Source organism: Microbacterium sp. GCM10027623 (assembly GCF_042666935.1).
Lineage (GTDB): Bacteria > Actinomycetota > Actinomycetes > Actinomycetales > Microbacteriaceae > Microbacterium.
This window is the reverse complement of the sequence record NZ_JBHTHE010000002.1, coordinates 338,938-365,276: the sequence shown is the minus strand read 5'-3', so window position 1 is coordinate 365,276 and position 26,339 is coordinate 338,938. Positions and strand designations below refer to the sequence as shown.

27 protein-coding genes and 1 tRNA gene are annotated in these 26,339 nt (G+C 68.3%); 13 read left to right on the top strand and 15 right to left on the bottom strand.

The window, feature by feature from the left end; all coding sequences use genetic code 11:
• Position 1 precedes the first annotated feature (1 nt).
• Together ACFQY2_RS09095 and mscL are read left to right on the top strand one after the other, a co-directional pair.
• On the top strand, positions 2-274 hold the full coding sequence (locus ACFQY2_RS09095) for an FmdB family zinc ribbon protein (protein WP_378745446.1): 273 nt from the start codon (positions 2-4) through the stop codon (positions 272-274).
• Between the two features lie 30 nt (positions 275-304).
• Positions 305-712: a large conductance mechanosensitive channel protein MscL gene (gene mscL / locus ACFQY2_RS09090; RefSeq protein ID WP_378745445.1), complete on the top strand. Its 408-nt coding sequence runs from the start codon at positions 305-307 to the stop codon at positions 710-712.
• Positions 713-787: 75 nt separating this feature from the next.
• On the opposite strand, the gene ACFQY2_RS09085 is transcribed toward mscL, so the two are convergent.
• Together ACFQY2_RS09085 and ACFQY2_RS09080 are read right to left on the bottom strand one after the other, a co-directional pair.
• Entirely contained in the window at positions 788-973 is a 186-nt protein-coding gene (locus tag ACFQY2_RS09085) for a hypothetical protein (protein WP_378745444.1), read from the bottom strand.
• Positions 966-4,622 (bottom strand): AAA family ATPase, encoded by a 3,657-nt coding sequence (locus ACFQY2_RS09080; RefSeq protein WP_378746145.1) that lies wholly within the window; start codon positions 4,620-4,622, stop codon positions 966-968. Before ACFQY2_RS09080 ends, ACFQY2_RS09085 begins: the two co-directional genes overlap by 8 nt.
• Before the next feature lie 242 nt (positions 4,623-4,864).
• On the opposite strand from ACFQY2_RS09080, the gene ACFQY2_RS09075 reads away from it, so the two are divergent.
• The gene (locus tag ACFQY2_RS09075; RefSeq protein WP_378745442.1) at positions 4,865-5,392 is read left to right on the top strand and encodes a methylated-DNA--[protein]-cysteine S-methyltransferase; all 528 of its coding nucleotides are present in this window, start codon (positions 4,865-4,867) and stop codon (positions 5,390-5,392) included.
• 179 nt (positions 5,393-5,571) lie between these two features.
• On the opposite strand, the gene ACFQY2_RS09070 is transcribed toward ACFQY2_RS09075, so the two are convergent.
• Together ACFQY2_RS09070 and ACFQY2_RS09065 are read right to left on the bottom strand one after the other, a co-directional pair.
• Complete coding sequence (locus ACFQY2_RS09070; RefSeq protein ID WP_378746144.1) at positions 5,572-7,176, bottom strand: cation acetate symporter; 1,605 nt, start codon at positions 7,174-7,176, stop codon at positions 5,572-5,574.
• 11 nt (positions 7,177-7,187) lie between these two features.
• A complete protein-coding gene (locus ACFQY2_RS09065; RefSeq protein WP_378745441.1) occupies positions 7,188-7,535 on the bottom strand; it encodes a DUF485 domain-containing protein in 348 nt (115 codons plus the stop codon).
• 114 nt (positions 7,536-7,649) lie between these two features.
• Here ACFQY2_RS09065 and ACFQY2_RS09060 point away from each other — a divergent pair, with 114 nt between their 5' ends.
• Together ACFQY2_RS09060 and ACFQY2_RS09055 are read left to right on the top strand one after the other, a co-directional pair.
• Positions 7,650-8,492: a LuxR C-terminal-related transcriptional regulator gene (locus ACFQY2_RS09060; protein WP_378745440.1), complete on the top strand. Its 843-nt coding sequence runs from the start codon at positions 7,650-7,652 to the stop codon at positions 8,490-8,492.
• Between the two features lie 87 nt (positions 8,493-8,579).
• A complete protein-coding gene (locus tag ACFQY2_RS09055; RefSeq protein ID WP_378745439.1) occupies positions 8,580-8,924 on the top strand; it encodes an Lsr2 family protein in 345 nt (114 codons plus the stop codon).
• A gap of 60 nt (positions 8,925-8,984) precedes the next feature.
• On the opposite strand, the gene ACFQY2_RS09050 is transcribed toward ACFQY2_RS09055, so the two are convergent.
• The 4 genes from ACFQY2_RS09050 to ACFQY2_RS09035 form a co-directional block, all read right to left on the bottom strand.
• A tRNA-Arg gene (locus ACFQY2_RS09050) sits at positions 8,985-9,058 on the bottom strand.
• A 79-nt stretch (positions 9,059-9,137) separates the two neighbouring features.
• The gene (locus ACFQY2_RS09045) at positions 9,138-9,635 is read right to left on the bottom strand and encodes an HNH endonuclease (protein WP_378745438.1); all 498 of its coding nucleotides are present in this window, start codon (positions 9,633-9,635) and stop codon (positions 9,138-9,140) included.
• Between the two features lie 317 nt (positions 9,636-9,952).
• Positions 9,953-10,675, bottom strand: a complete 723-nt coding sequence (locus tag ACFQY2_RS09040) for a M23 family metallopeptidase (protein WP_378745436.1) — start codon at positions 10,673-10,675, stop codon at positions 9,953-9,955.
• Positions 10,676-11,029: 354 nt separating this feature from the next.
• A complete protein-coding gene (locus ACFQY2_RS09035) occupies positions 11,030-11,731 on the bottom strand; it encodes a metal-dependent transcriptional regulator (RefSeq protein ID WP_378745435.1) in 702 nt (233 codons plus the stop codon).
• A 95-nt stretch (positions 11,732-11,826) separates the two neighbouring features.
• On the opposite strand from ACFQY2_RS09035, the gene serC reads away from it, so the two are divergent.
• Positions 11,827-12,936 carry a phosphoserine transaminase gene (gene serC, locus ACFQY2_RS09030; protein ID WP_378745434.1) on the top strand — a complete coding sequence of 370 codons (1,110 nt, stop codon included), beginning with the start codon at positions 11,827-11,829 and terminating at the stop codon, positions 12,934-12,936.
• Between the two features lie 71 nt (positions 12,937-13,007).
• On the opposite strand, the gene ACFQY2_RS09025 is transcribed toward serC, so the two are convergent.
• Positions 13,008-13,625: a DUF3027 domain-containing protein gene (locus ACFQY2_RS09025; RefSeq protein ID WP_378745433.1), complete on the bottom strand. Its 618-nt coding sequence runs from the start codon at positions 13,623-13,625 to the stop codon at positions 13,008-13,010.
• Complete coding sequence (locus ACFQY2_RS09020) at positions 13,609-13,989, bottom strand: cold-shock protein (protein WP_378745432.1); 381 nt, start codon at positions 13,987-13,989, stop codon at positions 13,609-13,611. Before ACFQY2_RS09020 ends, ACFQY2_RS09025 begins: the two co-directional genes overlap by 17 nt.
• 100 nt (positions 13,990-14,089) lie before the next feature.
• Between ACFQY2_RS09020 and ACFQY2_RS09015 the strand changes: the two genes are divergently transcribed.
• The 3 genes from ACFQY2_RS09015 to ACFQY2_RS09005 all read left to right on the top strand — a co-directional run bounded on the left by ACFQY2_RS09015 (position 14,090) and on the right by ACFQY2_RS09005 (position 17,763).
• Positions 14,090-14,365, top strand: coding sequence for a multidrug ABC transporter ATPase (locus ACFQY2_RS09015; protein ID WP_378745430.1), 276 nt, complete (start codon positions 14,090-14,092; stop codon positions 14,363-14,365).
• A gap of 4 nt (positions 14,366-14,369) precedes the next feature.
• Positions 14,370-16,055 carry a helicase-associated domain-containing protein gene (locus tag ACFQY2_RS09010; RefSeq protein ID WP_378745429.1) on the top strand — a complete coding sequence of 562 codons (1,686 nt, stop codon included), beginning with the start codon at positions 14,370-14,372 and terminating at the stop codon, positions 16,053-16,055.
• Positions 16,056-16,119: 64 nt separating this feature from the next.
• Positions 16,120-17,763 carry a DNA repair helicase XPB gene (locus tag ACFQY2_RS09005; RefSeq protein ID WP_378745428.1) on the top strand — a complete coding sequence of 548 codons (1,644 nt, stop codon included), beginning with the start codon at positions 16,120-16,122 and terminating at the stop codon, positions 17,761-17,763.
• On the opposite strand, the gene ACFQY2_RS09000 is transcribed toward ACFQY2_RS09005, so the two are convergent.
• Entirely contained in the window at positions 17,750-17,893 is a 144-nt protein-coding gene (locus ACFQY2_RS09000) for a hypothetical protein (RefSeq protein ID WP_378745427.1), read from the bottom strand. The genes ACFQY2_RS09005 and ACFQY2_RS09000 overlap by 14 nt on opposite strands.
• Positions 17,894-17,929: 36 nt before the next feature.
• Entirely contained in the window at positions 17,930-18,829 is a 900-nt protein-coding gene (locus ACFQY2_RS08995; protein WP_378745426.1) for an alpha/beta fold hydrolase, read from the bottom strand.
• Between the two features lie 104 nt (positions 18,830-18,933).
• Here ACFQY2_RS08995 and ACFQY2_RS08990 point away from each other — a divergent pair, with 104 nt between their 5' ends.
• From ACFQY2_RS08990 to ACFQY2_RS08975, 4 genes are all read left to right on the top strand, one after another.
• Positions 18,934-19,470, top strand: a complete 537-nt coding sequence (locus ACFQY2_RS08990; protein WP_378745425.1) for a TetR/AcrR family transcriptional regulator — start codon at positions 18,934-18,936, stop codon at positions 19,468-19,470.
• A 58-nt stretch (positions 19,471-19,528) separates the two neighbouring features.
• Entirely contained in the window at positions 19,529-20,221 is a 693-nt protein-coding gene (locus ACFQY2_RS08985; protein WP_378745423.1) for a response regulator transcription factor, read from the top strand.
• 14 nt (positions 20,222-20,235) lie between these two features.
• The gene (locus ACFQY2_RS08980; RefSeq protein ID WP_378745422.1) at positions 20,236-21,972 is read left to right on the top strand and encodes a sensor histidine kinase; all 1,737 of its coding nucleotides are present in this window, start codon (positions 20,236-20,238) and stop codon (positions 21,970-21,972) included.
• Positions 21,973-22,086: 114 nt separating this feature from the next.
• Positions 22,087-22,374 (top strand): WXG100 family type VII secretion target, encoded by a 288-nt coding sequence (locus tag ACFQY2_RS08975; RefSeq protein ID WP_378745421.1) that lies wholly within the window; start codon positions 22,087-22,089, stop codon positions 22,372-22,374.
• 88 nt (positions 22,375-22,462) lie between these two features.
• On the opposite strand, the gene groL is transcribed toward ACFQY2_RS08975, so the two are convergent.
• The 3 genes from groL to ACFQY2_RS08960 all read right to left on the bottom strand — a co-directional run bounded on the left by groL (position 22,463) and on the right by ACFQY2_RS08960 (position 26,312).
• Positions 22,463-24,079 (bottom strand): chaperonin GroEL, encoded by a 1,617-nt coding sequence (groL, locus tag ACFQY2_RS08970; protein ID WP_378745419.1) that lies wholly within the window; start codon positions 24,077-24,079, stop codon positions 22,463-22,465.
• Positions 24,080-24,208: 129 nt separating this feature from the next.
• Positions 24,209-24,952, bottom strand: a complete 744-nt coding sequence (locus ACFQY2_RS08965) for a GntR family transcriptional regulator (RefSeq protein WP_378745418.1) — start codon at positions 24,950-24,952, stop codon at positions 24,209-24,211.
• A gap of 151 nt (positions 24,953-25,103) precedes the next feature.
• On the bottom strand, positions 25,104-26,312 hold the full coding sequence (locus tag ACFQY2_RS08960; protein ID WP_378745417.1) for an ABC transporter substrate-binding protein: 1,209 nt from the start codon (positions 26,310-26,312) through the stop codon (positions 25,104-25,106).
• Positions 26,313-26,339 lie beyond the last annotated feature (27 nt).

Here is a 26,339-nt window from a genome sequence, read left to right as displayed (position 1 = left end):
CATGCCCACCTACGCCTACGCCTGCACGGCGTGCGACCACCGTTTCGATGCCGTGCAGAGCTTCTCGGAGGCCTCCCTCACGATCTGCCCGGAGTGCGGCGGCTCGCTGCGCAAGCAGTACGGCACCGTCGGGGTCACCTTCAACGGGTCGGGCTTCTACCGCACCGACTCGCGCGGAAATGCTGGTGCCGCCAAGAAGGATCCGGCACCATCGAAGTCGGACTCGTCGACGGGCTCCACTCCGGCGCCCGCGACGTCCGCGACCTCGGCCTGAGGTCGGAGAACACACCCACAGGGGGAACCAATGTTCAAGGGATTCAAGGAGTTCATCGCCCAGGGCAACGTCATCGACCTTGCCGTGGCCGTGGTCATCGGCGGTGCCTTCACGGCTATCGTCAACGCCGTGGTGTCCAGCATCATCACCCCGCTCGTCTCGGTGTTCTTCAAGGCGGATGCGGCGGGTAAGTTCGGACCGCAGCTGACCAGCATCTACGGCGAACCCGTCACCTTCCCGCTGGGGGAGCTCATCTCCGCGATCATCAGCTTCCTCGCGGTCGCTCTGGTGGTCTACTTCGTGTTCGTCCTGCCGATGAACAAGTGGAAGGAGCGCCAGGCCGCGAAGAACCCGGCCGTCGAGGAGGAGACCCTGCCGAGCGAGCAGGATCTGCTCATCGAGATCCGCGACCTCCTGCGCAAGAACACCGTGAGCTGACCGGACTCACCGAAACATCGAACGCCCTGCCCTCCGGGGGCGGGGCGTTCTGCTGTGCGGCGACAAGGTCACGACTCAGTAGTGCGGAGGCACTTCCCTCAGCATCCGCTCGTCGTTGGGGCCGTGGTCGCCCGCGGTGCCAGCGGTGCGCTCCCCGCGCACGTGCGGCTCCACAGTCGTCCCCTCCACCCGCGTGAGCTTCGCTCGCCGCGCCCCGGCGACGCGCACCACGCGCTGGCGGCCGTCGGCCTGCTCACTCATCGAAGTCGAGCGGCTGGGTGTCGTCGTCCGCGCGGGCGGCGCCCTCCTGGATGCCGAGCACCGTGGCGATGCGCCGGGCGACGGTCGCCGGGTCGCTGTAGAGGTCGAATGCGTGCACCCGCACATAGTGCCACCCGAGTCTGCGCAGCACCTGCGGACGCAGACGCAGGCTCTCCCGCAGCGACTCGTCGCGCGATTCCGGATCGGACTCGATGACGACCGCGCGCCCGTCGTGCTGAGCCACCAGAGGCAGCAGCCCACGATAGTCGACGTCGACCGCCGCACCGAGACGCCTGAGCTCACGGGCGAGGGCGAGGGTCAGCGGGTCGGCGAGGTCCTCGAGCCGGGCGTCCCGGCCCCGGGCGGCGAGACCACCGAGAATCGACATGAGCGTTGAGGCTCCGTATTCCAACCGGCCCTCGTCGAAGGCGGACGGCCGGATGCACGACACGATCACCATCGAACGGCGGGCACGGGTCATGCCGACCGTGAGCAGGCGCTCGCCGTCCTCCTGCGACAGGTCGCCGAAGTCGCTGAGCACCCGGCCGTGCCTGGTCAAGCCGAAGCCCAGCGAGAAGATGACGCGGTCGCGGCTCTCCGCCACCGACTCCTCCAGCGTGAGCACGGCGAACGGTTCGGCGGTGTCCCGTCCGACGAAGTCGGCCACGTCCGAGCGTCCGGAGAAGGCGGATGCCACGGCTGCGCGCACGCGCTCGGCGTGGCGCCTGCTGGCGGTCACGACCATCAGAGACTCCGCGGGTCGGTTGATCGCATGTTCGACGACGAGGGTCACCACCCGCGCGACCTCGGCATCCGGACTCTCCACCGCGCCGGACTCGGGGTCGGGGTTTCCGACACCGCCTTCGACGTAGTCGACCGTGAGGCTGCCCCGCCCGAGGTACGACCCCGCCCACGGGAGCGAGACGATCTCGCCGCCGTAGAACGCGTCGTTGATGAGCTCGGCGAGGTCCTCTCCCCCGGCCCGATAACTGTGCGTCAGCGTCATCACCGGGAACAGCTCGGCGAGTCGTTCGAACACCGAGACGTCATCGAACGGCACCTCCGCCTCCCAGTCGGCGTCCGGCATGGTCGCGACGGTGAACGGGGTCGGTCGCTGCGTGACCGGGTCGCCGAAGGCGACGATCTGCCGGGCGCGACGGATGGCGGGAGCGGCCTCGGCCAGGTTCACCGCGGCGGCATCCACGAGGATCACCGCGTCGAACTCCACGGAGTCCGGGATCTCGGGCACCTGATAGGGCGAGGCGATCCAGACCGGGGCGAGCACGCGGGTGAGGTCCGGAGCCGCGGAGACGATCTCGGGCGTGGTCGCATCGCCCTGTTTCAGCGCACGGCGCAGGTGGTCCGCCTGCTCCGGCTCGTCCACGATCGCGATGCGCCATTGATTGGCGAGGTTCCAGGACAGCAGCGGCCCTGCCATCGCCGTGTGCGCCTCGTCGACCAGGCGGAAGTCGCGCTCGAGCCGATCGACCACCGACGTGTTCGCCCCGAGCAGCGAGCGGTCATCCTGCAGGGCGCGCTCGAGCAGGGACTGCCACCAGGCGAACTCCAGCTCGTCGGAGACCCGGTCCTCGGGCACGTGACGCACCGACAGGTCGGACAGCAGCGGTCGCAGACCCATGGCCGTGAGCTCGTCGCGCAGTGCCGTGCGCTCGACGAGGTTGTCGAAGACGGCCGATCGCGCCGCGAGTCCGGACAGCGTGCGCACGAGGCGGGCCACGGGCAGGGCGCTCAGCGGCTCCTTCCGGCCCAGGGCGGCATCCAGCTCGGCGAGCTCGGCGGAAACCCGCTGCCAGGCGACGTGCACGTCCGACAGACCCAGCGGCACCTGAGGCGCCACTCCGGCATCGACGTAGCGCTGCCACTGCGCGCGCTGCGCCTGGATGCGCAGCAGGGATTCGTGCATCTCCGCGACCTGCGCGCCCGGCCGGACGTACTCGCGGGCGAGACGCTTGAGCCGACGCCGGTTGGCGGAGGACATGCCAGGTGCGTCGCGGCGCGAGCCGTGCGCCTGGATCAGCTCGCCGAGCGGACGTTCGAAGACGGTCGGGCTGAAGCGGTCCAGCGTGTCGCGCACGCCCTTCAGCAGCTGCAGATACTCGCCGAGCTCGTCGATGGTCGTGAACGGACGCATGCGGGTCTGAGCGATCAGGGCGTATCCGCGCTCGAGCAGCGCCGGCACCGCGGTTCCATGCAGCTCGCCGGCGAGCGCGTGCGCCTGCTGGGCCGCTTCGGTGCTCTCGAAGCTGACGCCGTACCACGGCGAGTCGTCGGGCCCGAAGCGGAACTCGCCCAGCTTGGCCGCGCGGGTCAGCGCCTGCGCGGCGTGCGCGCGATCGCCGGCGAGCCCCTCGAGAGTCTGCATGGACAGCCGGGCACCTGTCGACGGCGGCGACGGCAGCAGGGCCATGCGGGTGAGCTGGCGCGTCGCGTCGAGCACGGACGCACCCGTGCGCCCCACGGGTTCGGTGAGAGCACGACGGTAATCGCGCAGCACGGTGCGCAGCCGCACGAGCGCCTCGTCGACTTCGGTGGCCTTCGGCTGGGTGGCCTTCTCGCTGCGGGCGATCGAGGTGATCAGGTCGCGGCGCACGCTGGCCGGCGACACGGCGAGTCCGTCCAGGCCGATGCCGGCCAGCCGGTGCCGCACCCCGTCCAGGGTGGAGCGCCGGGTCGACACGACCAGCACGCGCCGACCGGCTCGGACCATCGCTCCGAGCGCGTTGATCACGGTCTGGGTGCCGCCCGTTCCCGGCAGGGTGGACACGACGAGGGAGTGGCCGGCGGCGATCCGGGCCAGCACCTCCTCCTGCTCGGCATCCGCGTCCAGCAGCAGCGTCTCCGATGCGGGAGCACGATCGTCCGCCGCCACGACGGTGGGCTGCTCGCGTCGCGCGGTGACCAGTTCGCGGTCGCCGACGTGTCCGGCGAGGGCGTTGAGCACGGGGTGGTCGAGGTTCACCATGTCGCGCACCATGGCACCGGCGACATCGGCGAATGTCGAGACGACCAGTCGCGGATGCACGGCGAAGGTGTCTATCGCGTCGGTCAGGGCCCGGAGCTGGTCGATGACGGGCTGCGGCTTGAAGATGCCGCCGTCGTACGCCAGTGCCGCCAGCCCTGCGGGGTCGAGGGTGAGCCCGAAGTGATCATGAGCGGCACGCACCAGTTCGGGATTCACTTCGAAGGAACCCAGGAGCTTCAGCTCGAAATCGGAGTGGTGGCGGCGGATGGCCAGCGGACGCAGCAGGACCGGTGCGGCGAAGTCCACGCCTCCGACGCGCCAGCGCGCGAGCCCGACGGCCAGGCGCACGGCGTCGATGCCCCGGACCGTGCGCAACTCGGTGCTGCGTGCCGCGATGCGCTCGGCGGCCATCCGCGCTGTGCGCAGCCCCACCTCGTCACGGAAGAGGTTCGACAGCAGCGTCGAACGCCCGGTGATGAACTGCGGGAGGCTTCCGGGATGGGCCTTGGAGATGTCGATGCCGGCATCCGGGTCGTCTCCGAAGAGCACGAGCGGCGAGGGGCCACCCAGATCAGCCGCCTCGGCGCGCAGTTCCGTGCGCCTCGCCTCGGCGGCGTGGGCGATGTCGACGCCGGTCGACGAGTCGCTGAGCTCTCCGAGGTTCATCGCGGCATCCTTTCCCGCGTCCTCGGCGCCCTTCGCCTCACGTCGCCACACACCCAAAGCCTAGGCGCGACGCACCCGAGGGCTGGTATTCCCGGCCGTATTGCGAGGATTGCGGTCGCCGGACGCGCGGCGAGCGGCGTGCACTGAGGAATCGTCCTGCACAGATGCACCGCGCGCTCGAGTTGTGCACCGCCGCCGGGATGGACGCCGACGCACCGGCGAGGTCGGCGGATGATGGGGACATGAGTTTTCGATACGACTTCGCGCCGACACCGTTCGGCGATGCGCTCGCCGTGTTCTCGGATGCGGGGATCGTGAGCTTCGACCTGTCCGAGTCAGAGGACCCGAGTGTGCCCTGGCTGCTGGAGAGCGTGAGCCGCCGGATCGCGGCTGTGCCCGAGTACGCCCCTGGTGCCGCCGATGAACTCGCCCACCTGCTGGCGGAGTACTTCGACGGCGCGCCCGTGCGGTTCGATGAACAGATCCCTTTCGATTGGCGTCTGATCGACGGCTTCCCGCGCGCGGCGATGCAGGCCGTGTGCGAGATCCCCTGGGCGGAGACCATGAGCTACGGGGAGGTGGCGGTGCGGGCGGGCAGCCCCGGTGCCGCGCGCGCGGTGGGCACCGCCTGCCGTCTGACGCCGTTCTCGGTGATCGTGCCCGTGCATCGCGTCATCCGCTCCGACGGCACGCCGGGTCACTACGGTGCGCACCCGCAGCGCAAGCGCTTCCTGCTCGACCTCGAGCGCGAGGCGGCGTCGGCGTCGTGAACCAGGCGGAGCCCGACGTGTAGGCCGTCGGGCTCCGCCGTGGGGACGCTCGGATCGCGCTGGGGTTGATGATCCGAGCAGCAGGGGTTGCGCTGAATCAGCGCGACGGCCCGGGTGCGGGACCCCTGCGCCCCGAGGCTCGGACCGACGCGGAGCGCCGGTCCGAGCCGGGCGCGGGTTCAGTGCTCCACGGCCTTCTCCGCACCGAAACCGGTGAGGGAGCGCACGTCCATCTCCGCGGCGAGGGCGGGCGACTCCGCCGTCTTCGACGTGACCGTCCCGAGCCAGCCGAGCAGGAATCCCAGCGGGATCGAGACGATGCCCGGGTTGTCCAGCGGGAAGATCGCGATGTCGATACCCGGGATCATCGAGGTCTCCTTGCCGGAGAACACCGGAGAGATGACGATGAGGCCGATCGCCGCAGCGAGCCCGCCGTACATGCTCCAGACCGCACCGCGCGTGTTGAAGCGCTTCCAGAACAGCGAGTACAGGATCGTGGGGAGGTTCGCCGAGGCCGCGATGGCGAACGCCAGCGCCACGAGGAACGCGATGTTCTGCCCCTGCGCCCCGATCCCGCCGATGATGGCGAGGATGCCGATCACGACGACGGTGCGCCGGGCGATCCTCACCTCGGCTGCCGCATCGGACACTCCCTTGCCGTCCTTGCCGCGCTTGATCACGTTCGAGTAGATGTCGTGCGCGAACGAGGCGGCCGCGGTGATGGTGAGTCCGGCGACGACCGCCAGGATCGTCGCGAAGGCGACCGCGGAGATGAATCCCATCAGCAGCGGGCCGCCCAGTGCCTGCGCGAGCAGCGGGGCCGCGGAGTTCACCCCGCCGGGTGCCTTCGAGATCGTCTCCGGCCCGACGAGGGCACCGGCGCCGTAACCGAGCACGAGGGTCAGCAGGTAGAAGAGGCCGATGAGCCAGATCGCCCAGACCACCGAGCGACGCGCCTCCTTCGCGGTGGGCACCGTGTAGAAGCGCATCAGCACGTGCGGCAGACCAGCCGTTCCCAGCACCAGGGCCATGCCGAGGGAGAGGAAGTCGAGCGGGTTGGCACCGTACTTCAGCCCCGGACCGAGGATCTTGTCTCCGGCCGGCGAGCTCTGCACGGCGTGCTCCAGCAGCGCGCTGAGGTTGAAGCCGTGCAGGGCCATGACCCAGATGGTCATCGCGATCGCGCCCAGGATGAGAAGCACGGCCTTGACGATCTGCACCCAGGTGGTGCCCTTCATGCCGCCGATGAGCACGTAGACGATCATCAGCACGCCGACGACGGCGATCACCGCGGACTGGCCCAGCTTGCTGTCGATGCCCAGCAGCAGCGAGACGAGCGCGCCGGCTCCGGACATCTGCGCGAGCAGATAGAAGAAGCAGACCGCGAGCGTGGTGATGGCTGCGGCGAGGCGCACCGGGCGCTGCTTGAGACGGAAGGCCAGAACGTCCGCCATCGTGAACTTGCCGGTGTTGCGCATGAGCTCGGCGACCAGGAGGAGCGCCACCAGCCAGGCGACGAGGAAACCGATCGAATAGAGGAATCCGTCGTAGCCGTTGATCGCGATGGCTCCGCAGATACCGAGGAAGGAAGCCGCAGACAGGTAGTCGCCGGAGATGGCGAATCCGTTCTGCGTGCCGGAGAACGAACGGCCCGCGGCGTAGTAATCGGCGGCCGTCTTGTTGTTCCTGCTCGCCCGGATGACGATGAAAAGCGTCACTGCGACGAATGCGCCGAAGATGGCGATATTGAGGACCGGATCATTCTGCACCGCTTCCGCGGCCATGGACACCGTGTTCACGAACGCACCTGCGCCTTCTCGAGTTCTTCACGAATCTCCGTCGCGACCGGATCGAGCTTCCTGTTCGCGAAGGAGACGTACCACATCGTGATCGCGAAAGTCGTCACGAATTGTCCGAGCCCCAAGAGCAGACCGATGGTGATATCGCCCCACACCCGCTGACTCATGAACTCCACCGCGAATGCCGCCAGAAGCACATAGGCGAAATACCAGAGCAGGAAGAAGACCGCCAGCGGGAAGACGAATGACCGCTGCATCCGCTTCAGCCCTCTGAACCTCTCCGATTCCTCCACCGAGATGTAGTCGATTCCTCCGCCGGATTCGTCGTCGATCCGATCAGTCATGAGGCCTCCTTGCCGCATGGTCGAAGCCGCGTGACGGCGTCACGCGGATGGTATCGTCGACGCTACGAAACGGGTTACGAGGCCGTAACCCCCGAAAGTTGGTATCAGCTGAGAATGGGCACACAGATCGCCTCCACGGAACAGCTCGTCGCCGATGGAGTGCGCGAGCTGGCGCGTCGAACGCGCTTCCCGGTGGCCTTCGGCGGTCTCTTCCAGCACGGCGAGGTCTCGGTGACCACCATCATCGGCAACCGCACGCATCATCTCGATGGATTGCAGGTCCGCCCCGAGCGGGGCCTCGGTGGCCGTGCCATGATCGAGCTGCGCCCGCGCATGACCAACGACTACCGCTCATCCGAGCAGATCACACACGATTACGACGTGTTCGTGCTGGGTGAGGGTCTGCGCACTCTGCTGGCCCTTCCGATCGTCGTCGAGGGTCGACCGCGGGGCGTGCTGTACGCGGGCGCGTGGGAGCAGTCGCAGGTGGGCGGCGTCACCACGGCCCCCGCGATGTCGGTCGCACAGCGCATCGCCACGGAACTGCGCATCCGCGACGAGGTCGAGCGACGACTGCGCCAGACGACTCCGGAACCGGTTCTGGCAGCACCTCAGCGCGAGGATCTGCGCGAGAGCTTCGCTGAGCTCCGCAGCATCGCATCGTCGCTCGCCGACGAATCGCTCCGGGATCGCATCTCCGCGGTCGAACGACGCCTGCTGGGGGTCGTCGGGCCCGAGTCGGGTGCGGAATCCGTATCGAATGTGCACCTGTCTCCGCGGGAACTGGACGTTCTGGCGTGTGCGGCGCTGGGGTGCAAGAATTCCGAGATAGCTGCGCAGCTGGGCCTGAAGGAAGGCACGGTGAAGGCGTATCTCGGCTCGGCGATGTCGAAATTGGATGCGTCCACGCGCCACGCCGCCGTAACGCATGCACGGCGTTTGGGCCTTCTTCCCTGAGAACCGTTTTCCTCACGACCCGAATTCGACTTCGGGCCTCTTCCCGAATTCTTGCTTCCGCCTTGACGCTCACATATTGTTATGCGCATGGCTCGAAGAATTGTGCATCAGTTGGTCGACGATATCGATGGCACGCTGCTGGAGGCGGGAGAAGGCGAGACGGTGCACTTCTCTCTCAATGGCACGGCATATGAGATCGACCTGACGAATTCTCATGCGGAGGAACTGCGGGCTGCGCTGGCTCCCTACATCGAGGCGGGACGCCGGGCGTCTGCCGGCGGCACGCGCGCGGCGGCACCGCGTCGCGCGCGCGCACCGCGCAATTCCGAGGTCGGCGAGATCCGCGAATGGGCGAAGTCCCAGGGGCTGAAGGTGTCGGAGCGAGGGCGCATCTCCGCCGACGTCATGGACGCCTATCGCGCGGCTCACTAGCATCCGACCTCGATGGCCGGCGTCCTGGTCAGGACGCCGGCCATCGGCGCATCCGAGTCGTGCCCTCGACAGGATTCGAACCTGCGACCTGCCCTTTAGGAGAGGGCTGCTCTATCCGACTGAGCTACGAAGGCGTCCCACAAGTCTAACGGCGCCCCGGCACGCCTCACACCGGACACGGATGTGGGCTGTGAACGCGGCAGAACGTCCCCGTCACGCGGCGAGGGCCAGGTAGGGCTCCCAGCGCGGGTCCCCGCGCTCCGCCCCGCGCACGGTCCATGCCGTTCCACGCGGCGGTCGTGGAGTCATCCGCAGGTCCCACCCCATCTCGCGCGGTGTGCGATCGCTCTTGGCGTTGTTGCACGCGAGGCAGCACGCGACCAGGTTCTCCCAGCTGTCGGCGCCGCCGCGGGAACGCGGCAGGATGTGATCGATCGTCGAGGCGGTCCTGCCGCAGTATCCACAGCGATGGTCGTCTCGGCGCAGGACGCCGCGTCTGGTGACGGGCAGATGCCGGGCGGAGGGCACACGCACGTATCTGGCGAGCAGGATCACGACCGGGCGGTCGTAGGCGCCGCGGCCCGACCACACCGGGTCGCCTTCCACATGCTCGATCACGCTGGCCTTGTCGTTCATCACGAGCACCATCGCTCTCTTGAACGAGACCACCGTGAGCGGCTCGTATCCGGCGTTCAGTACCAGTGTGCGCATCGTCGTCATCCTCTCGATCCGGCCGGGATGGCTTCCCGGCGCTCTCGACTCACACGGCGTCGGACAGGCAGCAGATGATCGCGGGACGACGAAAAGGCACTGTCTGAAGACAGCGCCCTTCATGCTCGACGGTGCCGAGCCGTCCCTGCGGTCGCAGTCGGCGAACCACTCGACCGAGCGCATCCATGGTTCGGATGCTCGGCACCGGATTCATCGGCCTCCCCCGCCTGTACGACGACGGGTACAGGCTAACCCATCGATCTGAACAGGGCGGTAGGCGGAGCCCGGATGCGGGAACGGGGTGATCGCGGCGCGGCTCAGCCGGCGTTGACGCGCAGCCAGCCGATCGGCTCGAGGAGGGATCCGTTGACCTTCACCTCGAAGTGCAGGTGCGCCCCGAACGAGTGACCGGTGTTGCCGACCTTCCCGATGTACTGACCGGGACTGACGACCTGTCCGGCCTGCACACCGCGGGTGCCGTTGGTCATGTGCCCGTACGTCGTCGAGACGCGCTTGCCTCCGACGATCGAGTCGATGACGACGCCCACGCCGTAGCCGTAGTAGCTCTCGGAGGATACTCGCACGACGCCGCCGGCCGCCGCGAAGATCGGCGTGCCTGCCGGGGCGACCATGTCGGCGCCGTTGTGCCCGCTGCCGAGGGTCCGGCTGACGTAGTAGGAGCCCTGCGGGAGCGGATAGCGCACTTCGCCGGATCCGGCTGCGACCAGACGCAGGTCGGCATCGCTGATGCGTGCACCGCTGTTCACGGAGGCCACGCGCGCGGCGGCCGCGGCGCGCTTCTTCGCAGCCTCTTCGGCCTTCTTCTTCGCGATCTCCTCCGGAGTCGTCGCGGAGTAGGTGCCGCGGACGATCGGTGCGGCCGTCGCCTCGGAGGCGACGACCAGCGACTGCGCGTCATCGACGGCCATCTGCTGGAGCGTGGTCGCAGCCTGGGCCGGCTGCTTCGTCGCGGCGAAAGCCGGAAGGGCCACTGCGGCGACCAGTGCGCCGACAGCCGCGAAGATGGCGACGGAGCGCATGGGCTTCACACTCGATCGAGGCTTCGGGTTTCGGGTGTTGCTGCGTCGTGCCCGCTGGGGGCTTTCAGATGCGTCGGTCGTGGCGATTTCTTCGGCCAAAAGGGAGTCCTCCTGCGCCTCCGCGCTCATTTCGGGCAAGCGCAGGCTCGTCAGCAATAGTCGATTCTCGGGCACGTATGTCACACGGCACGTTGTGCGAACTGCTCACGGAGGCGACGAGCCAGGGAGGCGACCCCCGTGATCGTCTCCGGCGGGCTTCTTCGCCGGGGACTTCACCGAGGTTACCGGAAGATAACGATTCTGTCACCCTCCGAACCTGGCAATTCGTCGGGTGGGTCGAAAAACCCTATCTGATCAGGAGTTGTCAACGACGAGGAAGATGTGTGATGCCAGCTCGACAGGCAGCTCCAGCCCCTCTTCGCTGCCCTCCATGCGGATGAGCACATACCCCTCGTTGTAGCGGTAGTCCCCGCGAGCACCGGGAACGACTCCGGCGTCGCGCAGCTGCTCCAGCAGCTCCGGGTCGACCTGAGCCGGCTCCGCCAGGCGCCGCACGGTGCCCTGAATGGGCTCCCCGGCCGCGTCGAGCTTCTTCACCAGTCCGATCACGCCGTCGTCGAAGGACCTCGTGGCGATGTCGCCGAGCTGGTCGAGGCCAGGGATCGGGTTGCCGTACGGCGACTCCGTGGGGTGACCGAGCAGCTCCACCAGCCGACGCTCCACCTGCTCGCTCATCACGTGCTCCCAGCGGCACGCCTCTTCGTGCACATACGCCCAGTCCAGCCCGATGACGTCGGAGAGCAGGCGCTCGGCGAGCCGGTGCTTGCGCATGACGTTCACGGCCTTGCTGCGCCCCGGACCGGTCAGTTCCAGGCGACGGTCCTCCGACACGACCACCAGCCCGTCGCGCTCCATGCGTCCGACGGTCTGCGAGACGGTCGGGCCGGAGTGTCCGAGGCGCTCGGAGATGCGCGCACGCAGAGGAACGATGTTCTCCTCCTCGAGTTCGAGGATGGTGCGAAGGTACATCTCTGTCGTGTCGATCAGATCGGTCATGGGTCCTCCGGAGGTTGTTAGGCAAGCCTACCTTTCACCCGGTCACGGTGCGTCATCCGGCGAGGACGCGGACTGCGTCCGCCTAGAATCGAGCCATGGCGATCGAGATCCCCCGCGAACTCCTGCCCGTCGACGGACGCTTCGGCTGTGGTCCGTCCAAAGTGCGTCCTGCGCAGATCGAAGCGCTGGCGACGGTGGGCTGGAGCCTCCTCGGCACGTCGCATCGCCAGGCGCCGGTGAAGAACCTCGTGGCCGGCGTGCGCGATCGGCTTGCGACGCTGTTCCGCCTGCCCGACGGCTACGAGATCGTTCTCGGCAACGGCGGGTCGACCGCCTTCTGGGATGCTGCCGCCTTCGGTCTGATCGAGCGACGCAGTCAGAACCTGGTGTTCGGCGAGTTCGGCGGCAAGTTCGGCAAGGCCGCCGCGGCACCGTGGCTGGAGGCCCCTGACGTCCGTACCGCGGAACCGGGATCGCTCACCGCGGCCGAGGTGGTCGATGGCGTCGATGTGTACGCCTGGCCGCACAATGAGACGTCCACGGGTGTGGCGGCTCCCGTTCGCCGCGTCGCCGCGGACGGCGCGCTCACCGTCATCGACGCCACCAGCGCGGCGGGCGGAATCGACGTCGACGTGACCCAGGCGGACGTCTACTACTTCGCCCCCCAGAAGAATCTGGGCTCGGACGGCGGCCTGTGGTTCGCCGTGATGTCGCCGGCCGCGATCGAGCGCATCGAGCGCATCGCCACCTCGAGTCGGTACATCCCGGAGTTCCTCAGCCTGAAGAACGCGGTCGACAATTCGCGGCTCAGCCAGACCCTGAACACTCCTGCGCTCACCACCCTGCACCTGCTGGACAGCCAGTTGACGTGGGTGCTGGACAGAGGAGGTCTGGATTGGGCGGCCGCCCGCACGGCGGAGTCCTCCGGTCTGCTGTACGACTGGGCCGAGGCGTCCTCGGTCGCGACACCCTTCGTCACGGAGACGGCGCACCGCTCCCCCGTCGTCGTCACGATCGACTTCGACGACAGCATCGACGCCGCGGCCATCGCGAAGACGCTGCGCGCCAACGGCATCGTCGACACCGAGCCCTACCGCAAGCTCGGCCGCAACCAGTTGCGCATCGCGACGTTCGTCTCGATCGAGCCCGATGACGTGCGCCAGCTGATCCGCTCGATCGATCACGTGCTCGCCCACCAGGGCTGAACGCGGAAGCCCCTCCTGAGCCGAAGGGTTCAGGAGGGGCTTCTCACGTCATCAGGACGTCCGCGGCGCGATCACTCTTCTTCCGAGGCGTCGTCCGCATCGGCGTCATCGCCCGCGTCGTCAGCCGAGTCTTCGTCGTCCGCATCCGCGTCGTCGTCGTCGTCCAGATCGTCTGAGGCGTCCTCATCGAGCTCGTCGATGTCGACGCCGTCGAGGTCGCCCCCGTGCAGGTGCGGCGATCCGTCCTCGTCGAAATCGGCGTCATCGAGATCATCGGCGTCGTCGAGATCCGCATCGTCGCCGTCTTCCGCATCGCCATCCGCCTCGGTGGCCCCGGCGTCGACTCCGGCTGCAGCGGCCTGCTCCGCGAGCTCGGCCTGATGCGCGCGGTACTCGGCGAGACGCTCGGCCCACGGCACCCAGTCCGGTGCGAGCAGTGCGCTCTCACCGGGCATCAGCTCGGCCTCGAGCACGGTCGGCTCGGCGCCCTCGACCTGCGCGACGCTGACGGTCCAGTACCAGCCGGGGTACCCGGGCAGACGGTTCTCGAACCGCAGCGACACGGCGCCGCTCTCCTCGACCGTGTACCCGGCGACCGGCCCGATGGTCGACGCAGGCGTGATCTCGCGCAGCGCCGCGAGCGCGAGCTCCCGCGCCCCGGACGCGAGTTCGTCAGGCGTCGAGGTCATCAGCGACCTTCCGCAGCACGGCGGCGACCTTGCGGCTCTGTCCCGACGACGGGTAGCGGCCGCGACGCAGGTCACCGCCCATGTCGTCGAGCAGGCGGACCAGATCCTCCACGATGACCGCCATGTCGTCGGCGGACTTGCGATTCACCTTCGCAAGGCTCGGCGGCGGGTCCAGCAGCCGCACGGAGAGCGCCTGCGGTCCGCGGCGGCCGTCGGCGATTCCGAACTCCACACGGGAGTTCTTCTGCACGGAGACGCCTGCAGGAAGGGCAGAGGCGTGCAGGAAGACGTCCTGGCCGTCATCGGATGCGATGAAGCCGAACCCCTTCTCGTCGTCGTAGAACCTGACCTTGCCGGTGGGCATGGGAGACCTCGCTGAGTGACACGGTTGAAAATGTCGCGCGGCAGCGCGACACCTTCAGCCTACCCGCCCCGCCGCACACCCACGCGATACGCTGGGGACGATGAGCACGCATGATGACGGCCCCGAGCCGCGCACCGGTCGACTCGACCGATTCCTGGCCTACGCCGCACTGACGCTGGCCGCTCTGTCGATCCTCAGCTTCTTCGCGATCATCGTCGGCACTGCGACCGGCATGGATCAGAAGGCGTTCGGCACCGGCGTGTGGCCCTTCCTCGCGGGACTGCCGCTGTTCGGTCTTCCGCTCGCGTTCCTCATGATCATCACGCTCCTGGTCCTCACTTTCGTCCGCAAGGGACGCGCGGGCAAGCGATCCTGAGCCGATGAGCACCCACGCGCGTCCGCTGGCCGACCGGCTCGCCGCGGCGAGCGATGCAGAGCTGGAAGCCCTGCTGCGCGCGCGCTCCGTGCGCGCGGACGTCGACTGGGATGACTTCTTCGATGCGGCCGAGGCGCTGCTGGAGCCGGGTTCCATCGAGCGCGGGCTCGCTGCGCTCGCCCGCACCGACGCGCAGCGCCTGCGTGAGGCTGTGCACGGCAGGGCGGATGCCGAGGCGCTGACAGCCCTCGGCGCGCGGGGGTTCATCGACGCCCAGGGGCGGGTGCTGCCTCCCGTGGCCACCCTGGTCGAGACGCGACCGGCCATCGCCGCGGCATCCGGCCTGGACGACCTGCCGTCCTCCGAGGCGGCGTCCGCACGCAGCGCCGAGCGCGCTTTCACGACCATCGGCACGCTGGCCGACCTGCTTCTGGCCGCCCGCACGACGCCGCTCGTACTGGTCGCGACCGGAGCGCTCAGCGCCACGGAGAGACGCCGTTTCACCGCTCTCAACGACCCGGATCAGCTGCGCGAGATCGCCGAGATCTCGGGTCTCGCCCGCGCGGTGGATCGTGAGCTCCGCGTCACAGCGGCCGCGGAGCGCTGGCTCGCCGATTCCTTCGCCGCCCGTTGGAGGCACGTGGTCGGGGCGTTCCGCGATTCACTGCCCGAGGGCATCCGCTCGGGGGCGGGATGGGCGCCGCTCGCCGACTGGCACAGCGCGCTCCCCTGGAACACCGCCTGGCCGGCGCGCGCCCAGGCTCTGATCGCGCTCGCCTCGCTGCTCGGCCTGCGCGCCGACGACGGCACCGAGCCGCGCTGGGCGGCACCGCTGCGCCGGGGGGATCCCGTCGACACCTCCGCTCTGGAGGCGCTGCTGCCGACGGAGGTCGACCGCATCTTCCTGCAGAACGACCTGACCGCGATCGCACCCGGGCCTCTGCAGCCGGCGCTGGACAACCGTCTGCGGGCCATGAGCGAGCACGAAGCCGCCGCCCAGGCATCCTCGTACCGGTTCACTGCGGAATCGATCGCGCGCGCGCTCGTCGACGGTGAGACGGAATCCGGCCTCCTGTCGTTCCTGCACGCGGTGTCCCTCACCGGAGTCCCCCAACCGCTCGAGTACCTCGTCGCGCAGACGGCGGCGCGGCACGGGCTCGTACGCGTCGGGCCCGATGCCACCGGCGGGACATCGGTGTCGAGTGCGGATGAGCACCTGCTGCAGGCGATCGAGGTGGACCGGAACCTGCGTCCGATGGGACTGGTCCGCCAGGGCGGCAAGCTCGTCTCCCGTGTCAGCGCCGAAGCGGTCGTCTGGGCGCTTTCGGATGCCAGATACCCCGCGACCCTCGTCGACCGCGACGGCGCGGCCGTCTCCGCGCAGCGGCGTCGCCTCGCGCCGGAGCCGCACGCCCCGCAGACCTCCTACGCCCCGCTCATCGCGCGGCTGCGGTCCCGTCAGGGCCCCGACGCGGACGCCGCGTGGCTGGACCGCGAGCTCGAGACCGCCGTGCGGGCGCGCGCGGTCGTGCTCGTCGAGGTCGCGATGCCCGACGGTTCGAGCCGGGAGCTGACGCTGGAGGCCTCCGGCATGGGTGGCGGGCGGTTGCGGGGCCGCGACCGCCTGGCCGATGTGGAGCGCACGTTGCCTGTACGCAGCATCCGCTCGGTGCGCGTCTTGGAGAGCTGAACGCGCGCCTCGGGATCCGCACCGACACGCCTGCGCGTCCCGTCGGCCGGTAGACTGGTGAGCTATGTCTGATGGCCCTCTGATCGTCCAAAGCGACCGCACCGTCCTGCTGGAGGTGGCGCACGCCGACGCCGAGGCGGCACGGCACGAGCTGGCGATCTTCGCCGAGCTCGAGCGGGCCCCCGAGCACATCCACACGTACCGCATCACCCGCCTCGGGCTGTGGAACGCCCGCGCAGCCGGGCACACCGCCGACGACATGCTGGAGACTCTCGAACGCTGGTCCCGCTTCCCGGTGCCGCCGTCGGTGGCGGTGGACCTGCGCGAGACGGTGGACCGCTACGGGCGTCTCGTGATCGAGCGCGACCCGGAGGGCGTGCTGATGCTGCGTTCCGCTGATCCGGCCGTGCTGACCCAGGTCGCCGGCAACAAGCGCATCCAACCTCTCCTGATCGGCCATCCCACGCCCGACAGCTACGCCGTGGACGCCTGGGCGCGCGGTCAGATCAAGCAGGAGCTGCTGAAGATCGGCTGGCCCGCGGAGGACCTCGCCGGTTACACGCCGGGGACGCCGCATGAGATCGACCTCGCAGAGGACGGCTGGACGATGCGCCCGTACCAGCGCGACGCCGTCGACGCGTTCGCCCGAGAGGGCTCGGGCGTGGTCGTGCTCCCCTGCGGTGCCGGCAAGACCATCGTCGGGGCAGGCGCCATGGCCGCCACCGGCACGACGACGCTGATCCTCGTCACCAACACGGTCTCGGCGCGGCAGTGGCGCGACGAGCTGATCCGTCGCACGTCGCTCACCGCGGACGAGATCGGCGAGTACTCCGGCCAGGCCAAGGAGATCAAGCCGGTGACGATCGCGACCTACCAGATCCTCACGGCGAAGCGGAAGGGCGAGTACGCTCACCTCGCCCTGCTGGACGCCCTCGACTGGGGCCTCATCGTCTACGACGAGGTGCACCTGCTGCCGGCGCCGGTATTCAAGCTCACCGCCGATCTGCAGGCCAGGCGCCGCATCGGCCTCACCGCCACCCTGGTCCGCGAGGACGGACGCGAAGGCGATGTGTTCAGCCTGATCGGCCCCAAGCGCTTCGACGCCCCGTGGAAGCAGATCGAGGCGCAGGGCTTCATCTCCCCGGCCGCATGCTACGAGGTGCGCGTGGATCTGCCGCCGAGCGATCGGCTGGAGTACGCGGCCGCCACCGACGACGAGCGCTACCGGCTCGCGGCGTCCGCACCGGCGAAGATCAACGCCGTCCGCGAGCTCATCGACAAGCATCCCGGCGAGCGCATCCTCGTGATCGGACAGTACCTCGACCAGCTCGAGACCCTGTCCGAGGCGTTGAACGCCCCCCAGATCACGGGCGCGACACCGGTGGACGAGCGGGAGCGGCTGTACCAGCAGTTCCGCGAGGGCGAGATCTCACTGCTCGTGGTGTCGAAGGTCGCCAACTTCTCCATCGACCTGCCGGAGGCGTCCGTCGCCATCCAGGTATCCGGATCGTTCGGCTCGCGGCAGGAGGAAGCGCAGCGTCTGGGCCGTCTGCTGCGTCCGAAGCAGTCCAACCACACCGCGAGCTTCTACACCCTGATCGCCCGCGACACGGTCGACCAGGACTACGCGCAGAACAGGCAGCGGTTCCTGGCCGAACAGGGCTACAGCTACACGATCCTCGACGCGGACGAGCTCACGGCCGCGTAGCAGGTCGCTCCTCGCCGGGTTTCAGTCCGCAGCGCCAGCAGGGAGCAGCCAGGTCATCGAGCAGCGCGCCGCATTCGGGGCAGACCTGCGCGAGCCAGCAGGCGTTGTCGCCGCCCTCGTACTCATCCATGACCCGGATGCTACTCGGCCGTGACGCGATCGTCGGTCAGTGCTGTCGGATCCAGCCCAGGACGGTGTCGGCGACCGCGTCGGGGGCGTCGTCGACGATGAAGTGCGCCGCCCGTTCGACGAAACCGAGTTCGAAGCGGTCGGCGAGTCGCTCCGATCCGCGGCAGATCCGCCGCACCGTGCTCTCGGCGAAGGGTCCGTCGAGACGCCCGAAGACCGCCGATGTCGGCGGCTTCAGATGCCGGCGCCGGTAGTGTCCGGACGCCAGACGCATCACCTCGGGGATGATCATGCCGCTGTACAGCGGTCCGACCGACGTCGCCACCTCGGGTCGCTGCTGCACACGCAGGTAGGCGTCCAGCACATCCGCCGTCAGCGGCTTCGCCGCATAGTGATCGCCGAACAGCCAGTCCAGTCCGCTCCCGGCCCGGTGCATCAGCAGTCGCGGCATGTGCGCGAATGCCGGCAGCAGCTTCGGGCTGAAGGCCATGAACCCGGGAGGCACGGCGAACTGCACGGCTGAGCGCACCCGCTCCGGATGCAGATACGACAGCTGGCCGGCGACGACCGCACCGAGATCGTGGCTGACGACGTGCGCCTCCGAGATGCTCAACTCGTCCAGCAGCGCGATGAGATCCTCCCTCATCACGTGCCTCGTGAAGCCCGGCTCGGCGGCCTCCGTCCAGCCGCTCCCCCGCAGATCCGGGCAGATGACCCGGTACCCTGCCGCGGCGATACGGGGCGCCACCGATCGCCACTCCCACCAGTGCTGAGGAAAGCCGTGCAGCATCACGACCGGATCGCCGATGCCGACGGATGCCACGTGCATGCGCAGCCCCGGCAGGTTCACCATGGTGTGCTCGAAGCCCGCCGCTTCGGGTAGCTCCGGAGCCCACGCGCCGCGCGCGGGCAGACGCGCGGCGGCTGATGCGTCCATGACCGAACTCCTCATCCGGCGGTCGTCGGCGATCGCCCTGCCGCTCACGCTACTACGTTCATAGTAATTTGTCACTATGAACGTAGTATGCCTATGCTCGGTCCGTGAGCAGCATCCGTGAGCGCGCCCTCGATGCCGCGGTGACCCTGGTGGGAACCGACGGAGTGCGGGCACTGACCCACGCCCGCGTGGATGCCGCGGCCTCGCTCCCCGCCGGGTCCACCTCCAATCACTTCCGCACGCGTGCGGCGCTGATCGGCGGCGTGATCGCGTGGATCGCCGAGAGTGAGCGCAGGGATGCCGGCATCCCGGAGATCCACTCGGCCGACGACCTCACCGCCGCGCTCGCGCAGATGATCCGGGTGCAGTCCGGACCGCTGGCGCCCCGCACCCGCGCGCGGTACGCGCTCTTCCTGGAAGCGGATGCCACGACCGCTCGACCGCTGCGCGAACAGCGACGGGGCATGGAGGCGTGGCTGCGCGCCATCCTCCATGAGCTCGGCGGCGCACCCGCAGCCGCTCAGACCGCGTTCGTGATGGCCGCCGCCGACGGGCTCCTGCTGCACCGGCTGACGGTCGACCCGGATGCGCCGATCGACGCCGTGATCACCCGGGCGGTCCACTCCTCGCTCACCGCGTGAAACCGGCGCTCCGGCACACAATCAGCCACGGCATGGCTCAGGTCACCATAATGGGGACATGACTGATGCGCGCATCCTGGTCGTCGACGACGAGCCGAACATCCGCGACCTGCTCTCCCGGGGTCTCAGCTTCGCCGGGTTCAAGGTGAAGACCGTCGCCAACGGCGCGGCGACCATCTCGGCCGTCCTCGAGGAGGAGCCGGACCTCATCATCCTCGACGTCATGCTGCCCGACATGAACGGGTTCAGCGTGACCAAGCGCCTGCGCGGCGCAGGGTTCACCGCGCCCATCCTGTTCCTCACGGCGAAGGACGACACGCAGGACAAGATCGAGGGCCTCAACGCCGGCGGCGACGACTACGTCACCAAGCCGTTCGCGCTCGACGAGATCGTCGCGCGCGCGCAGGCGATCCTGCGCCGCACGATGCAGACCGACGAGGAGTCGCTGATCCGCGCCGGAGAACTCTCCATGGATCAGGACACCCACGACGTGTTCGTGGGCAAGGAGCCGATCGAACTGAGCCCCACCGAGTTCAAGCTGCTGAAGTACCTCATGCTCAACCCGAACAGGGTGCTGTCGAAGGCGCAGATACTCGACCACGTCTGGGAGTACGACTTCAACGGCGATGCGGGCATCGTGGAGAGCTACATCTCCTACCTGCGCCGCAAGATCGACCCGCACACCGAGGAGTCGCTGATCCAGACCAAGCGCGGCTTCGGATACATGCTGAAGGTCGGCAAGGCCGCCTGATCGCGAGACCGATCGTGGCGAACGGATCCGACTCCGTCACCCTGTGGTGGCGGCGGATCAGCCTGCGCGCGAAGGTCACCGGGGTGACGGTCGCGGTGCTCGCACTCGGACTCGTGATCGCGGGCATCGGCACCGTGCCGATCCTGCGTGGGGCCATGATCAACAACATCGACGCCCAGCTGCCCGCACTGGCCACGACCGGCCAGGCCGAGCGCTTCTTCGATGTCTCGACGAACGGCGACGGCGGCCTGGTGTTCGACCCAGCCGCGGACGCCCCCCGTTCGACGGACTTCGTCGTGGCGTTCTACGGAGCGGACGGCACCCTGCTCGCCGAGGCGGGCGGGCAGTCGGCCGAGCGCCGACCCGCGTTCCCGGCTGCCTTCACGCTGCTGCAGGCGAAGGCCAAGGAGGACCAGGTCATCCCGCTGAGCGGACCGGACGGCGTGGAGTTCCACGCCGCGGTGTCGCCGCAGCCGGCGCAGACGGCCCAGAACCTCCTCTACGTCCAGGTGGTGGCGCTGCCTCTGGAGGAGGCGGACCGCATCGTCGGAACCTACATCGCCGTGTACACGGCGGTGGCGCTGGTCACTATCCTTCTGGCCGCCCTGCTGATCCGGGGGCTCGTGACGCTCACCTTCCGGCGCCTGAGCCTGGTGGAGTCCACCGCCATGTCGATCGCCGCCGGCGACATCAGCCAGCGCCTCACCGACCTCGAACCGACCACGGAGGTGGGACGGCTCAACACGGCCATCAACACGATGCTCGACCGCGTGGACCGGTCGCTCGCCCAGCGGGACCGCACGGTGCAGAACATGCGGCGCTTCATCGGCGATGCCAGCCACGAGCTGCGCACGCCTCTGGTGAGCGTGCGCGGCTACGCGGAGCTCTACCGGATGGGCGCCATCAGTGGCGATGAGGACACTGCCAGGGCGATGGAGCGGATCGAGAAGGAAGCCATCAGGATGGGTGTGCTCGTCGAGGACCTCCTGGCACTGGCCCGCCTGGACGAGGAGCGCGAGCGCGAGCTGGAGATCACCGCGATCGATCTTCGCCCGGTCGCGCGGGACGCGGCCCTCGACCTGCGGGTGGCGTCCCCCGGCCGCACCATCACCGTGATCGACACCACCGCACAGGAAGCGGGTCCCGCGCATCTGCGACCGCCCGCACCCGCCGCACCGCCCGCACCACCCGCACCACCCGCCGCCGCGCCGCCCGCCCCGAACCGCACAGCGGGTCCGCTCGGCAGGCTGCGCCGACGCCCGAAGCCCGCCCCTCCGACAGTCGTGTCGATCGACTTCACCGAGGCCACGGATGCTCCCGTCCGCACGCCCCCGATCGTGCTCGGAGAGGAGAACAAGGTGCGTCAGGTGATCACCAACCTGCTCGGCAACGCCCGGCGGTTCTCCCCCGCCGACGGAGCCATCGAGATCGTCGTCGGAGCGGACCGGCAGCGCGGCGTCGGAACGATCGCCATCGTCGATCACGGCGAGGGCATCCCGCCCCAGATCCGCGAGCACATCTTCGAGCGCTTCTGGCGGGCGGACACATCGCGCGCGCGGGAGACCGGCGGCTCCGGACTCGGCCTGGCGATCGTCGCCTCGATCGTGGAGTCGCTGAACGGCTCGGTGCACGTCGACGAGACCCCGGGAGGCGGGGCGACCTTCATCGTCTCCCTGCCGTTGGCGCCCCCGCAGGCCACGCCCGCGCATCTGCTGGAGGAGACGCAGCCGCTGGACCGGCTCGACATCTGACGCAGTCTTCCTGCACATTCCCCGCCGGTGGCGAGTTGTGCACGGATGCCGACGAGCACCGCTTCCTCTCCTCGTCGGGCTTCTAGTGTCGGAAGCCCAACGAGAGGAGATCTCATGTCCGTCTTCACCGTCGACACCGACGCGGTCCTCGCCGCGAACGGCGCCGCTCGCGCCACCATGGAGCGTCTGCAGAGCGAGTCCACCGCACTGATGGGGCAGCTGACCCAGCTGCAGTCCTCGTGGACCGGGACGGCCTCCGCGGCGTTCCAGCAGTGCAGCGAGCAGTGGCGCGGAGCCCAGATGCACGTCGAGCAGGTGCTGGCATCGATCAGCGGTGCGCTCGGGTCGGCCGCGAGCCAGTACGCGGATGCCGACCAGTACTCGGCCAGTCTGTTCCGCTGAGCCGGGATACGCAGAACGCCCCCTGCCGGAGCAGGGGGCGTTCTGCGGCGTTCCGATCGTCAGATCGGAAGTCCTTCGGATCCTTGGATCAGAAGTCCATGCCGCCCGACGGGTCGGCCGGCATGGCCGGGGCCTTCTCGGGCTTGTCAGCCACAACGGCCTCGGTGGTGAGGAACAGCGCGGCGATCGACGCGGCGTTCTGCAGCGCGGAGCGGGTGACCTTGGCCGGGTCGATGATGCCCTGTGCGAACATGTCACCGTACTCGCCGGTGGCCGCGTTCAGGCCCTGACCCGCGGGGAGCTCGGCGACCTTGTGCACGACGACGCCGGGCTCGAGGCCCGCGTTGAGGGCGATCTGCTTCAGCGGGGACTCGAGTGCGACGCGGACGATGTTCGCGCCGGTCGCCTCGTCACCCTCGAGGTTCAGCCCGTCGAGGACCTTCGCCGACTGGATGAGCGCGACGCCACCACCGGGGACGATGCCCTCCTCGACGGCTGCCTTCGCGTTGCGGACGGCGTCCTCGATGCGGTGCTTGCGCTCCTTGAGCTCCACCTCGGTGGCCGCACCCGCCTTGATGACGGCCACGCCGCCGGCGAGCTTGGCGAGGCGCTCCTGGAGCTTCTCGCGGTCGTAGTCGCTGTCGGTGTTCTCGATCTCACGACGGATCTGGGTGACGCGACCCTCGATCGCGGATGCCTCTCCGGCGCCCTCGACGATGGTGGTCTCATCCTTGGTGATGATGACCTTGCGTGCACGACCCAGCAGGTCGAGCGTGGTGTTCTCGAGCTTGAGACCGACCTCTTCGGTGATGACCTGGCCGCCGGTGAGGATCGCGATGTCCTGCAGCTGCGCCTTGCGACGGTCGCCGAAGCCGGGAGCCTTGACGGCAGCCGACTTGAAGATGCCGCGGATCTTGTTCAGCACCAGCGTCGCGAGAGCCTCGCCCTCGACGTCCTCGGCGATGATGACCAGTTCCTTGCCGTCCTGGATCACCTTGTCGACGACCGGGAGCAGGTCCTTGATGTTGCCGATCTTCTGGTTGGCGATGAGGATGTACGGGTCCTCGAAGACAGCCTCCTGGCGCTCCGGGTCCGTGACGAAGTACGGGTTCAGGTAGCCCTTGTCGAAGCGCATGCCCTCGGTGAGCTCGAGCTCGGTGCCGAACGTCTGCGACTCCTCGACGGTGACGACGCCCTCCTTGCCGACCTTGTCGATCGCCTCGGCGATGAGCTCGCCGATGGCGGGGTCTGCGGCGGAGATGGACGCGGTGGCGGCGATCTCCTCCTTCGACTCGATCTCCTTGGCGCTGGAGAGCAGGTCGGCGGTGATGGCGGCGGTGGCCTTCTCGATACCGCGCTTGAGCGAGATCGGGTCGGCGCCGGCCGCGACGTTGCGCAGGCCCTCGCGGACCAGCGCCTGAGCGAGGACGGTGGCGGTGGTGGTTCCGTCACCGGCGACGTCGTCAGTCTTCTTGGCGACCTCCTTGACGAGCTCCGCACCGATCTTCTCGTACGGGTCCTCGAGCTCGATCTCCTTGGCGATCGACACACCGTCGTTCGTGATCGTGGGAGCGCCCCACTTCTTCTCGAGGACGACGTTGCGGCCGCGCGGGCCGAGGGTCACCTTGACTGCGTCGGCCAGGATGTTCAGGCCGCGCTCGAGGCCGCGACGGGCCTCCTCATCGAAAGCGATGATCTTTGCCATGAGTCTTTCGTCCCTCCCGGACGTAGGCGATGGGGTATTAGCACTCAGAGTGATCGAGTGCTAACTACAGTCTGGCACTCGACCCATGAGAGTGCAAGCCGTCTGAGAGGGGCGTTCGCCCAGCGCGGATCAGCCCGCCGGCGTCTCCTGCCCGGCTCCGTGCGCGGAGCTGTTCGAATTGTCGACGAGGCCCCGAAGCTGGTGGTTCTCCGGGTGGTACGTGTTGCAGCCGGAAGAGAACAGGATTCCGTCGTGATAGGCGCGTCGGCGCTCCTGCAGCACGGGGGTGCCGGCGGGAAGTTGCATGAAACCCGCCAAAGCGGGCTCCAGCGGGCGGGCCCGGACGTCATACTCGACCTGCTCCAGACTCCATCCGCTGTTGTGCAGAATCGCGTCGAGGCTCGTGTCCTCGAGGTCTTCGCGCCGGAACGTCACGGCATCCAGCAGCACATAGTTCTCAAGCCCAGCGATCGGGGCATCGTTCGCGTAACGCTCGCGCACGATCCGCATCACCTTCGCGCCGACCGAGAACCCGGTCGATGCCGCGATTGCGTCGTCCACGTCGACGAGATCGAACTCCTTCACGACCGATCGCGGCAGTCGCTGGCTCATGGTGATCGCCTCGTAGACGGTGCGTGACGTCTCCGGGTGATATCCGATCACGGGAGACTGCTCTACCCGCGTTCCGCTGCCCTGACGCCGAGAGATGATGCCACGTTTCTCCAGGTCATCCATGGCCCGCCGCAGAGTGGATCGCGCCACGCCGAAGCCCTCGCAGAACTGCTGCTCGATCGGGAGAATGTCACCGGGCACGAGGCGGCCTCGCCGTATGGCGTTCTCCAACTGGCTCAGGACCTGCACATATCTAGGCACCCGACTCAGTGCAGACACCGTTGTGAAGACCTCCGCAAACTGCACTCGGCGAGGCGGACGGAGCGATGGAGAATCCACGTTGGTCATTCTAGAACGGCCGGGGCACTCAACTCGGCGAGCACCCCCGGCCGTTCGCGAAAGCCTGTCGGTGCTATCGACGACTGCTTCGCCAGAAGTCGAGCCAGTCCGACACCTTCTGGAAATCGTCATCCAGGTACTCGACGCTGTACGGCTGAAGCTCCCCGCTGCGTCCGAGTGCCAGCAGTTCGTACGGATCCTCCGCAGGGACCACATCCGGGTTGTACGAGGACTTCGCATCCCCCATCACGAAGTCCATGCCCTCCTGCGATGTGGCGAAGTGGATGTACAGCTTTGCCGCATTCGGACTCTTGGTCTTGCTCGCGTAGGTCATCGACTGGGGCACCGTCCATCCTGCGTACGGCTGAAGTCCCACACACGCCGCCTGCGCGTAGTCCTTGTCGGCGTTGTTGCGGTATTTGGCGCCCGGCAGCAGCGAGATCGCGGAGTCGGGCTGCCCGGTTCCGCCCACAGCATCCGATGGTGCTTCGGCGTCCTTCCCCACGACGGGGGAGTTCTGCGCTAACCGCTTGATCCACTCATGTACGGCGTCGGATTCGTCGGTCTTCAGCGCCTCCCCATAGCGGTCTTCATATGCCGCGGCGAACTTCTGCGCGTGATCTCTGGCCGACTGGTTCCAGCCGATCGGAGTGGTGGCGAATTTCTCCGGATCCATCAGCGAAACGCGGCCCTTCCACTCCGGCTCGGTCAGCTGCCATACGTTGTCCACCGGGCATCCCTCAGGGAAAACCGCGGAGTTGTACGTCCAGGCGTACGTCTCGTACAGGTTGAGGAACGGATACCGCGCAGACTCGGGGATCTTGTCGAACATGTCACCGGGCACCCAGCTGGTGAGGATGCCGTCCTCGATGAGCGAGTAGACGCCGCCGACCTCCTGTGACGCGAGCACATCACCGATGACGTTGCCCGACCTCCCTTCGGTGCGCATCTTCTCGATCACGTTCGTCTCGAGCTTGACGCCGGTGGCGTCGATTCCGTACTTCGCCGCAAACGTCTCCGCGATCTTCACAACCTTGCCTGTCTGGTCGTAGATCGTGATCGGGCCCTCCTTCTTGGCGGCTGCGATCAAGGCATCCAGATCGAACCCCGCGGCGCTCTCGTCGGCTGCGAACTCGTGAGCCGATTCCTCGGGTTTGACGACCGGCGCAGAAGTGCCGGGATCGGGTGGGGCACAGGAGGCCAGGGCGAACATCGTCACAGCGATACCTGCAAGCGCCGCGATGCGCCGTGCGGGCCGGAGTGATGGGACTCTCTCATTCATGGTCTTTCCTTAACTGTGGTGGGTGAC